Source organism: Nitrosomonas sp. Nm51, assembly GCF_900111165.1.
GTDB lineage: Bacteria > Pseudomonadota > Gammaproteobacteria > Burkholderiales > Nitrosomonadaceae > Nitrosomonas.
Genome location: NZ_FOGH01000069.1, coordinates 1 through 10,782 on the forward strand (window position 1 = coordinate 1; position 10,782 = coordinate 10,782).

Sequence of the window (10,782 nt, forward strand, 5' to 3'; positions counted from 1 at the left end):
AGGAAATTAATTCTACTCCTGTCGTTTACCGCTGGAAGAAATTCAATCTCGAAATCGTTTAATTTGTAAATAATTTAATGAATCGAAATACTAGAACCCATTAATTTTAAAGTGGCTTAGTGCACAAGGAACATCACTTAACATAGAATACAAACCAAAGAAGTATCATTCTCGCGAAACCCAATCGAGTCTGCTCCTTTAGCTCATTTATAAAGTATCCCCTTTTATGGACGATATCATTTTAAAAAATCGGTATTTTGTGCCCGACACAGTCAATAGAAAATAATCCATTTAAAAATATAACGCTAAAGACTTGGCCTGATATTTTGCTTGCAATCTCAGGTGCACCCTTCGTTATTTCAATTATAGCAATGTATAGTGGCAATGAACTGGGAAAATATTTGTCTATTGGCTTTTTTGGAATGGTGCTTTTTGGTATCGGCGGCAAAATAGCACACTATAAATTTAGAGATCCGAACATAAACGGCAATATAAACGCTTGGTTTCCGGGTTGGCGACATAGCACTTTAGCTGATAGCTTTGCGGTTTTCGGAATCAGTCTAATGATTCTTTGTATAGTGCTCTTTATCATGAAAATCGTATAACAGCCCACGCCACCAACACGAATAATTTTACACGGTGGATACACGTGCCAATACTTCGATATAACCATCGAACGATGCTGGCATTGGCATCAGTACAGCTGTTCCTGCTCAAGCGCATCGGCAAGGGTAAGCCGACATAATCAGGATGTTGAATTTCCGACCACAGCGCGCGGCGGCGCATATCCTGGACATTCTTCTCGACGACACCTTTCTCCCAGCCGGAAGCTACATTGCAGAAATCAGGATCGAACAGGTAATGTGCCGTCATCGCGAAGAAGCGCGTATTTACCACACGCCCGTTACCTTTGGACACCTTGTCCACAGCCGTCTTCATGTTGTCGTAAATGCCGCGTTGCGGCACGCCGCCAAAAGCTGTAAATGCACGGGTATGCGCATCGAACAGCATTTCGTGACTTTGTGACGGATAGCCCGACAACATGAAGGCACGACTGGCACATAGTTTGGTATGTGCAGCCAACACTTTACGCTGGATGCCGCCGATCACCAGCCATTCTTCACTCCAGTCAAACTGAAAGGCTTCACCCAACGTAAACTTCAGCGGTACATACGCCGTTTTACTCTGCCCGCCTTGATTGCGCCAGTTGCGAACAAAGTCACAAACAATTGTATAACCGCCAACATAGCCATCCTTTCTGATTTCCTGGAACAGCATCCTGGCAGTGCGCCGGTCTTTCCTGGGGCGGCGAGCATCCGCTTCCAGCGCCAATAACAATCGAGACTCAAACGGTGTCAGCTTGCCGGGCTTCTTCGCTCTGTGATATTTCACTGCGCTGTCACTTGGCGCTTTCAACCACTTTTTTATTGTGTTCCGCGACAGACTTGTGCGTCGTTGAATCTCATTAATCGACAGATGTTCACGGTAAAACATCCGCCGTATCTTTGCATACATAACCATGGTAATCACCTCTTAATTTCTCCTGCTTAAAATTTAGGCAGGATACGTGAATTACCTGGTCAATTTTCAACCGGTACAACTAGCCTTTTCTGGTCAATTTTCGACCGGTGTCAACAGGGCATAAGGATTGGAGCATGATTATCAAGGTTTACGGACGGTGAATTCCGCAATCAAAATAGTTGCAATAGTTGCTAAAGTCCCATAATGGGACTATCATTTCGTTTATGAGAGTTATAGCGCTGTCGACCTTGAAAGCATTCTGGGAGAATGACCCATCTTTCACTGATGCGATTCAGCCCACGCTTGCATGGTACAGGCATGTATTAAAGGATGACTGGAAATCACCCGCAGAAGTTAAAGCGGATTTCAGAAGTGCCAGTATTCTCAAAGACGGCAGAACTGTTTTTAATATGGCAGGCAATAAATACCGGATTATCGTATGGATCAACTATGCTTATGGTGTCGTGTATATCCGTTTTATAGGCACACACGCCCAGTATGACCAGATTGACGCACAGACTATTTAATACACAGGTACTAAACATGGAAATCAAACCGATCAAAACTGACGCCGACTACCGCGCAGCATTAAAAGAAGTTGAGCTATTGATGTCAGCCGAACCAAATACGCCCGAAGGTGAAAAACTGGATATTCTGGTAACACTGATTGAAGCCTATGAATACAAACATTTTCCGCTTGATCTACCCGATCCCATTGAAGCCATTAAGTTTGAAATGGAACAGAAAGGCCTAACCGTCAAAGACCTTGAACCGATGATCGGAAAAAGCAACCGCGTTTATGAAGTATTAAACCGTAAACGATCACTGACGCTTACAATGATCCGTAAACTGCATCGTGAGTTGGGTATTCCTGCTGAATCTCTGATAAAGCAACCTATTGAAACGCACCCGGCATAAACAACTTAGTACACGAACTAAACGGTAAGTTGAAAGAGCACTGGGCCATTGATGAAAACAGAAACCGGCGTATCGTTTTCCGTTTCAAAGACGGTGATGCATATATAGTTAATTATGAGGAATCACTATGACTATTCAGCAACATAACCCACCACAACCAGGTGAACTGATTAGAAGAACGTATATTGATCCGTTTGATGATATTTCTGGCAATCAGGTAGCTAAACGCTTAACGTGAAAGAAACCGCTAATCAGGCGAGCAACATCCTGACCAGCCAAGGTCATTTCAGAATTGGCATTTTCAAACTTGATCTGGTTTGATAAAGCCGTATCGAATCAATGTTTTTATCCAACGCGCAGCGTTGCGCTGAACGGAAATCTTTTAGAGTGTAGCCGTTGGCACTTTTAATCGTTTGATCAACGGTGTTTCAGAAATTTCTCCAGAGATAACTATCAAGCTCTCCAAAGTACTTGACCGGTCACCTGAAAGTTGGCTATTAATGCAAGATCTATATGATCTATGGAAAGCACGGCAAACCGTTAACACTGACAATCTCGAGCCAATTGATTTTAAAGTGGCTTGAATACTATAGAAATCATGTAGAGACTATAAATCTAATTAGACCCTGCGTCCCTAAAATTCAAGCCGACAATTTGGTTAACAAACAGATTTGATACAATTTAGGCCAGACCTTTTAGGCCAATAGATGAAATTACTATATCTAAGACACAGGAAAGGCACAGTCACCTGAGGGTAAAACATGATTATTATGGAACATAGTCGGTGAATCCCTACTTATGGTGCGACAAAACAACTTACACTTCTCTTTTTGGAATAATATCGTTCTTAAACTTATTTTTATTAAAAGTCTTTCTAATTGTTACTTTCCCAGGATTTTTATTTCCAGTTATATGCTTTGTCAGTGTCATTTTTATTAAATATTCAATGTCTTTAAGTGTGGAAGGTATCGCATAACCGTAACGATATTGGATACGCAAATGTCGATATATATCCATTAAATAGAATGAGTTTTTTCCACAAATAGTTATATAGTCCTGAATTTGTTTACTCCAATCTCTAGGTCTTTGCTTAATTAAAACCAATATCAATTCATGTTTACTTAATTCATCAATCTCTTTATTGTGTAATTGATCAATTAGTAATGGGCCCATTTTTTTTGAAAACAAATCATCTTTACTCCAATTCACAATAATACTCGGGATTGCCATCAAGAGATTAAAAAACCTTTCCTCTGGAGTGTCACCAAAATCGCTACTAAGAACGAATCTAGTTTCATCATAAATTGCATGTCCTTCCTTCGCTAATAACGGCAAGATTATGAAAATAACTCTAGAAGATATTTCCCAGCAATGTAAAATTTCACCTAGCATTGCACGCTTAATAGCCGGTGAAGCATAGTCACTATTTCTTAATGCTCTAGCTCCAGCTCGCATAGTTTGCATCATATTAATAAACGAATATTCAAATAGAACACTCTTAATATCTTGTTTATATGGCTTAGCTGGATCGTAATCTCGATCAGAATATTGGTCTTTTATTTCAGCAGGAAGGTTTGAATCCAAAACTCCGTTTGTGATTTCGGCGTGCATTTGTTCGATTGTTTCATTTGAAGATTCCCATTTTGCAAATTTATAAGGATTCATGTCAGATGGCAGCCCACATCTTTCTTTGACACTCAGATTACACTCCTGCATGTCTTTTAAAAGAACTTTTAACGCATCTTCTCGCTTTCGATCAATTCCTGTATAGAACTCAATAAGTTCAGGGTATTGAACATACCGCTTCCCTTCAAGCATGAAATTCGCAAAATCTTCATCATGATACATTCGTCGCGCAGCAAAATAATAAAACCAATAAGCAAACTTAAAATTGAATGTATCACCCCTTTTAATCAAGATATTATTGTTATTAAGGACTTCAAATACTACGTGCACATCAAGGTCTAATAGTCCTTCGCGACAACATTTAAGAATCTCCGTTAAGAAATATTCTCTTGTGAATGTGTAGATTTCACTTTTAATTAACAGCTCACAAAAATATCCTAAAACATATTCACAATCTTTTAAATCTGGCTTGGATTTATACGTTGGAATATCATCAGCATTGAATAATAGAAACAATACTCTCTGTAGAATCTCTGAACGATTAATAGGGCTTTCATCAAAATCAATCTCAAAAACTTTTAATAAGGTCAAGCAATTCAGTGGCGTACGATGTAAATTGAGAACTTCCAGATCTGAAGCAAGTCTAGTTGTCACTTCATCCTCATCACCGATTTGCTTTTCTTCATTATAATCATTAACAATTTGTCGTATTACTTCCTTTCTTAAAGCCCAAAGATAAAGTGTTTCAAGTTCCCTAGCATATTTTTCATCCCCTATTTGGCCGAATAGGTCACTATCAACCTGATGCATACAGATTATAGGTATATCTTTAAAATGTTCGCATAGTTTGTTCAAAAGCTTATGTGAATCTTTTTCCAATGTTGACCAGGAATCCAGAATTACACACTTAATGTCATTCTCAACACCCTCATAATTACTTAATTCTTCAGTGATTGCTTGTTTAATCGATGAGTTATGTGGTTTTAAATCTTTCGAATCCAAATACAACCATAAAGCCGAGCTCTCATTTCCCCATGCTTCTTTAATAAGAAAATGAGCTAAACAAGTTAAACCATATTGAGGAGGTGCTTTAATAATTGTTGACTTTGGGTTATCAATAAAATCTTTTAAATTAATTTCATGCTCAGATTTAGCGTCGATTGCAATTTCTGATTTTGTATAGAGCTTAGGTTCGATCCATACTTTTGGTTGTGAGGAAAATGATTTTAACGCTTCGTTTAATCTTCTTTCGAAAAAGCGGTTAACAAATTTCTTATTATCACTTTTTTCTTGATGCGACACTTCATCAGATTTTTCTACATCTAAAACTTGCGAACAAAATTTACTGCGCAAACTTTCGGGTAATTGAAATAACCATTCCCCATTATTCGCAAATGTATCAATTGGCGCGAGCGTCCAACCAGAGCTTTCTAGCTTTTTACTATGAAGGTGCGCAATTCCTTTTGACTCATCAAAATCCAGTGACACTATGTTTATCCCAAACTCATCACTAGTATTTGCCGTAACTGCACCTGCTGCAATAATAATATGACTTTGAATTGGCGTAACCCAAGCATTGTGATTATGGCCATGAAGAAAAAAATCAAAATCACTTACTGCTCGTTGAGAGACTAGCTTGCGTTCCGCAGAATTAAACCAATCAGTAGGATGATGTATTAAGCCGATTTTGATATCCGCACCTCTAAGCTTCTCATTTGCTGAATTAAATTGCCAGAGTCCTGCCAACCAAATCTTGCGATCATCTTTTGAACCTGAGCAAGTCCACGCGGAATTAAATCCAGCAATTCCTACTTTCAAACCATTTATCTCGGAAATATTGGTGTAATGTACGCGACCACTGTCATCATGCTGATGAGGTAAGTATTCTTTAACAAAGTTTACATATTCATCAAGTCTCTTAATGTTTTCTATGAATTCTATAGAGCAATCTTGAAAGCGTTGATTAATCTTTGATACATGTTTTTCCGGGTTTTCTGCCCAACCATTAAGTGTGTCTTGGGTATCTGTATTGATTTTATAACGATTAACATCATGATTCCCCGGAACTATAAATAAACGTTCGGTAGGCAATGGTTTGTTGTTTACCCCACAAACCAAAAGTAACTTGTTGAAAAATTCTTTCGCCTGCTCATATTGCATAGATAAAGTTACATCTTGAGATAATTCACCATACGCAATATCGCCAGTGCAGAAAATAAGGTCAGGACGCAGTGACTCATCACTAGAAAAGATATTTTGGAGATAATCAAGAAGGGCCACTCTTGAAGTGCTATCACGCCATTCTGTTTTCGGACAAAAGTGAATATCTGAAACGTGTAACCAAGTCAATTTCTTTCGCATAAGTAAGTATTTAGAAGCTCAGGGAGATAATAACTTTTCTTACCTCAATTTAATTAATACGGGGACACGAACATATATATTAAAACGAAAACTTACAAGATGGTTTTTCTTTGTTTTCTTCATATACCATTCGGACATTATCCTTGAAAGCTTTGTCAATTAGATTTAGACTGATTGTCTATAAATCTTTCAGAATTTTGCAAAAATACACAAGAATGACACAAACTTTGCGTAGGTAAGAAGTATATGATTGATTCTTTTATTAAAGACCAAGGTTCGATTCCCCCCGTCGCGGCGGCACAGTCTGGCGGATTAAATATCGTATCGACGGAAAAGAAAAAACGGATGGCGCTTCGAAGTCTTTGGCCCAGGATGGATTGCTTGTATGCCCATGAGCCGCATTAGACATTGTACACGTTTACGGTCTGTTTTGTGCCCGTGCTCCGTCAGTGCGTCGACAATACGCCGAGAACCCAAAAAAGGTTTATCCATGTGAATACGGTCAATCAATCGCATCAGCGCCTGATCTTCTCCAGACACCGGTCGCGACTGATAGTAACTGCTTGATCTCGGTATACCCAATAATTCACAGCGGCACGTTCTGGGTAACTTATGTGCCTTCTGAATCATCTTCTTTCTCCGCGCCCGGTCTAGCGACCGAGCGCTTTGGATAAAAAATCATTCTCCATGGTCAATTGACCAATCTTCGCTTGCAAAGACTGAATCTCTGATTCTCTATCCGGCGCCAACCCGTTACCTGAAGCAAACACTTCGCCGCTGTTCTCAATCAGCTGCTTCTTCCATTTCACAATCAGATTACTGTTGATGCCATATTGCTGTGACAGCTCAGTCAGCGACTGATCACCCTTGATCGCCGCCAATGCAACTTTTGATTTAAATTCCGGTGAATGATTTCTGCGTTTCTTGCTCATTTTCTGTACTCCTTTTGTTTATAAAAATAATCATACAGAAAATAACTCCTTAATATTGTCATTCAGTATCCAATTTCATGGGACCACCTCAACCTATCGGCCAGGGCAGGCCGGCCACGTTGTAAATCAGGACGCTCAATTCAAGCGAACTGACACCCGTAGCCGGGTCAATCTGGATTTCCGGTATTCGCGCCTGGCCATTCTGAGGAAGTTGCGCATGCCTGAATGTAGTGCTGCAGCCGGTCAATATCATCACTGCGGCCGCCATCACCCGCAGCCACAGGTGAGACCCGCCAACCCCTGATTTTGCGAATAGCCTAGTAGAAGTGTTCGTCACTGTCCACTATCCCGGCTCATTTTTTAGCATTTAGGCGTTGATAAACGAAATTCCTTTGCACTTTGATTCATCTCATGTACAGCGAGATTAACTGCTTTTACCAGCTCTCTTTGCTCAAACTCCATTTCACCCATTGGGTGACTCCTATTCTTAATCCGAAAACCTTGACACTACTATGCTTGCACCAATTTTTGTAGGCCTAACTGAAAATAGGTTTATTCAACAAATACCAGCGCGGACCTCAGCGTGAATTTCAGCGCGGATATTTCTTGCTGTGTATATTTTGTGGTATTTTTGAAATATTATATATTTGCTCTTCTAGGGGCGACGAGAAAATGAATGACAGTCAACTAAAAGTATCTTTTCGATTCATCATACGCGCCGGACTTGGGTTGGCTTCCACCTTCATGTTTTATCTGTTACTGACACTGCCTGTGACAGCCAAGGAGAAACTGGACATTCGTCCCTATGAAGCGCCGGATTCATGTAATCCGGACATCGCTCAAGTCAGAGTAACTGTGAACGGTGTCGGTGCAGGCGGTATTCTCAGTGTTGAGCTGTATCACGATCCTGATAATTTTTTGTACAAAAAAGGCCGTACGAAACGTATTCGGATTCCGGCAACTGAAGGCCAGCATAAAGTCTGCTTTAATCTTGAGAAACAAGGCACCTACGCCGTTGCCAGCTACCATGATATTGACGGCAACCGCAAGCTTGACAAAAAATGGAATATGATGCCCAAAGAGCCGTTTGGATTGTCAAATAACCCTGAACCGCGCTTCGGTTTTCCAGAATTCAGTGAATCGGCGTTTACGACCGACGAATCCGGCGCTGATATTACCATTGAACTCCGGCAGCCCTGAACAGGCCGACGCAACAGCAGGCGCATTCATTTCCCGGAATCCAGACCCATAGTGCAATGGCGAAACAGGCTTACATCAAACCAGTCACTGCTGATGCACTACCAGCTGGTTGAACGGAATCGTCCATTGCTGCCGGTTGCAGACATCGACTGCAAATCGTTGCAAATCGCGTTTGATCATATAGTAATCCGGCGCTGCCGCACTATCAAACGTACCGATAATTTTAAAATCCAGCGAGGATGAATTCGCCTGTTCAAAAAATACGGAAATATCTCTGATTGTCTGGCCGTAGTTCTCATGTTGCATCCTGTTTAGGATGCCTTCCTGAAAAACTCCAGGAATATCCGTCGTACTTTTCTGCTGATATTGATAGTCTATTCCTATAGTACTGGTGATAATAAACCCGGAGGACAAGTTCTTTGGACAGGCATCCATAAAATCCTGTATCGAATAGATTTCAGCCATTGAATCGTTACGCAGGGAGAGCTGCACATATTCAGGCGTTATATGCCTGACCTTAAGGCACCTGCCATCCGCAAGCAAAACAAAATCGCCTTGTTTACAGGGAAACCATGGCTCGTCATCTTTATGAGGACGCGACACATAATTATTCAACTCCGATAACGGCAATCTCAAATTAACGCCCGGCATAGCCGGATTTGTCAGTCTGCTAAAAAAATTCAGCCGCTCAATTTTCATGGGTACACCATGATATATAATGCGCTCCCCTTCTCTTACCGGGCCTGCATTCAGCATGGTCTGCAATTCTTTGATATAGCGGGGCACAGAATTTTTAAGCGCCCAAATCAGGATAATGAGCAGCAATACCGCCACGGCAACCAATACCTGATCGCCTCGCAGATCCAGCACAATAAAAACAGTTATGATTGAAAAAAAAACGGTTATTGCGCGGTAAACGAGATTGGCGATACGCTGCGCATAAGACATTTTTCCATTCTGTTTTCGCATACTCAACCATAGAATACCTTTCCACAGCATGGTAAGTATTAAAAACACAAACAGAGATGCCAGCAATGCCATCAGAATAGTCGCACCCCGCCCCAACGCAAACTGTTCCAGCTGATCTCCGAACGATACTGCCTCTTCCTGCTCCAGAAGGCGCATGCCGTCCAATTGAATCTTTGCAGCATCCAATTGATGCTTGCTGTCTTCCAGAAGATTCTCCCATTTTTTCTTAACCAGCAGAAATCTGTTTAATGCCTTTTGTTCAAGCGCATCGCGATCAACACGCGTCATTTTCTTCAGCGCTTTTCTGCTATTGTCAATCTGGGATTGATAAAAGGCAATCTTATTTTGAAGTTCAAGTACTTTTCGCTTGTCCTCCGTATACGCATGCAACTCATTCATGACCGGTTGTAAAATCTCAAGCAGATTTTTCTGCCAATCAAATGCCTTATCATCCGAGTCTTCAATCTTGGCCAGATCAAGACCACCTGTCTGGATCAATTCGAAGGTATTTTCCTGTTCCTTGATTAATCGATTGATTTCGTCAATTTCATTCAGAATCGTTGTTTTTCCCTTCTCGGTTTTGGCTTTATTCAACAAATCCGATTTTGCCTCGAGTTCTTCTTCCAGCGCGCTGATTGCATCTATGATGGCATTGAGTTTACTGTAAACTGATTCATCTTCAGACAGTTTCTCAACCGCAGACGGTTTGATCGAAGGTTTTTTCCGGGGCAAAGGGAATCCGGCCGCGGTATACTGTGCTATTTCGCCATAGACAGATCGTGACTTGTCACTGGTATCCGCCTTGCAATCCTGCACTGAAAAAAAGGTACTGCAAAAAAATATCAACAGTAAAATTTGAATTGATTTGTTTTTAGAAGAATTGTCTCTATCAGTTATTCGCATCATAATACTCTTGCTATAGTCATTAATTTGTATGCCTCTAAACTATTTTCAGTTTAATTTGAGTATGACACAAACACGCATTTAGAAGACGGGAAGGTAATTCAGCTTCCCATGCTCGCCGGTTAAAACGGTAGCAAAACTCATTGAGATATTCTTGCAAGTAACCTGATGACACTCCGTGATATGTTCCCAGCAAGAATGCCTTAAGGTTGCCAATGGCGATATGCACCCATGGCAGCCACTCACCAGCTTTGTCAGGCGGGGTCACGCGTGCGGTATGATTCTGTGTTTTGCCGATTTCGGCTAAAGAAGACAGTGCATCACTTCGCACGTATTGATCAGGTGACAGGTG

Annotated in this window: 11 protein-coding genes and 3 pseudogenes; 7 read left to right on the forward strand and 7 right to left on the reverse strand. The window is 40.9% G+C overall.

The genetic code is table 11. The features are described 5' to 3' along the window. The first annotated feature begins 257 nt into the window (after positions 1-257). A complete protein-coding gene (locus BMY60_RS13860; RefSeq protein WP_143057456.1) occupies positions 258-605 on the forward strand; it encodes a hypothetical protein in 348 nt (115 codons plus the stop codon). Between the two features lie 33 nt (positions 606-638). Here BMY60_RS13860 and istA read toward each other — a convergent pair. Continuing rightward, positions 639-1,530 (reverse strand): annotated as a pseudogene (istA, locus tag BMY60_RS13865) (IS21 family transposase); the annotation flags it as partial. A 215-nt stretch (positions 1,531-1,745) separates the two neighbouring features. On the opposite strand from istA, the gene BMY60_RS13870 reads away from it, so the two are divergent. The 4 genes and pseudogenes from BMY60_RS13870 to BMY60_RS16780 all read left to right on the forward strand — a co-directional run. After that, the gene (locus BMY60_RS13870; RefSeq protein ID WP_090334429.1) at positions 1,746-2,048 is read left to right on the forward strand and encodes a type II toxin-antitoxin system HigB family toxin; all 303 of its coding nucleotides are present in this window, start codon (positions 1,746-1,748) and stop codon (positions 2,046-2,048) included. 16 nt (positions 2,049-2,064) lie between these two features. After that, positions 2,065-2,439: a helix-turn-helix domain-containing protein gene (locus BMY60_RS13875; RefSeq protein ID WP_090334431.1), complete on the forward strand. Its 375-nt coding sequence runs from the start codon at positions 2,065-2,067 to the stop codon at positions 2,437-2,439. After that, on the forward strand, positions 2,436-2,570 hold the full coding sequence (locus tag BMY60_RS16775; protein ID WP_143057460.1) for a type II toxin-antitoxin system RelE/ParE family toxin: 135 nt from the start codon (positions 2,436-2,438) through the stop codon (positions 2,568-2,570). The genes BMY60_RS13875 and BMY60_RS16775 overlap by 4 nt, the downstream gene beginning before the upstream one ends. 279 nt (positions 2,571-2,849) lie before the next feature. Beyond that, positions 2,850-3,023 (forward strand): annotated as a pseudogene (locus BMY60_RS16780) (transcriptional regulator); the annotation flags it as partial. A 232-nt stretch (positions 3,024-3,255) separates the two neighbouring features. Here the strand turns inward: BMY60_RS16780 and BMY60_RS13885 are convergent. After that, positions 3,256-6,426: a metallophosphoesterase family protein gene (locus tag BMY60_RS13885; RefSeq protein ID WP_090334432.1), complete on the reverse strand. Its 3,171-nt coding sequence runs from the start codon at positions 6,424-6,426 to the stop codon at positions 3,256-3,258. Positions 6,427-6,672: 246 nt separating this feature from the next. Here BMY60_RS13885 and BMY60_RS16410 point away from each other — a divergent pair, with 246 nt between their 5' ends. After that, positions 6,673-6,831 carry a hypothetical protein gene (locus BMY60_RS16410; protein ID WP_256250863.1) on the forward strand — a complete coding sequence of 53 codons (159 nt, stop codon included), beginning with the start codon at positions 6,673-6,675 and terminating at the stop codon, positions 6,829-6,831. Positions 6,832-6,849: 18 nt separating this feature from the next. Here BMY60_RS16410 and BMY60_RS16785 read toward each other — a convergent pair. The 3 genes and pseudogenes from BMY60_RS16785 to BMY60_RS13900 all read right to left on the reverse strand — a co-directional run. Beyond that, a pseudogene (locus tag BMY60_RS16785) lies at positions 6,850-7,056 on the reverse strand (IS3 family transposase); the annotation flags it as partial. 20 nt (positions 7,057-7,076) lie between these two features. Beyond that, on the reverse strand, positions 7,077-7,358 hold the full coding sequence (locus tag BMY60_RS13895) for a transposase (protein ID WP_090334435.1): 282 nt from the start codon (positions 7,356-7,358) through the stop codon (positions 7,077-7,079). An 88-nt stretch (positions 7,359-7,446) separates the two neighbouring features. Next, on the reverse strand, positions 7,447-7,695 hold the full coding sequence (locus BMY60_RS13900) for a hypothetical protein (RefSeq protein WP_143057458.1): 249 nt from the start codon (positions 7,693-7,695) through the stop codon (positions 7,447-7,449). Between the two features lie 335 nt (positions 7,696-8,030). Here BMY60_RS13900 and BMY60_RS13905 point away from each other — a divergent pair, with 335 nt between their 5' ends. After that, complete coding sequence (locus BMY60_RS13905; protein WP_090334439.1) at positions 8,031-8,558, forward strand: DUF2141 domain-containing protein; 528 nt, start codon at positions 8,031-8,033, stop codon at positions 8,556-8,558. A gap of 84 nt (positions 8,559-8,642) precedes the next feature. Here BMY60_RS13905 and BMY60_RS13910 read toward each other — a convergent pair whose 3' ends face one another. Together BMY60_RS13910 and BMY60_RS13915 are read right to left on the reverse strand one after the other, a co-directional pair. Then, complete coding sequence (locus BMY60_RS13910; RefSeq protein ID WP_090334440.1) at positions 8,643-10,433, reverse strand: AAA family ATPase; 1,791 nt, start codon at positions 10,431-10,433, stop codon at positions 8,643-8,645. A gap of 34 nt (positions 10,434-10,467) precedes the next feature. Further along, positions 10,468-10,782, reverse strand: a 315-nt coding sequence (locus tag BMY60_RS13915; RefSeq protein ID WP_143057459.1) for a transposase, incomplete at its 5' end; no start/stop codon positions are given.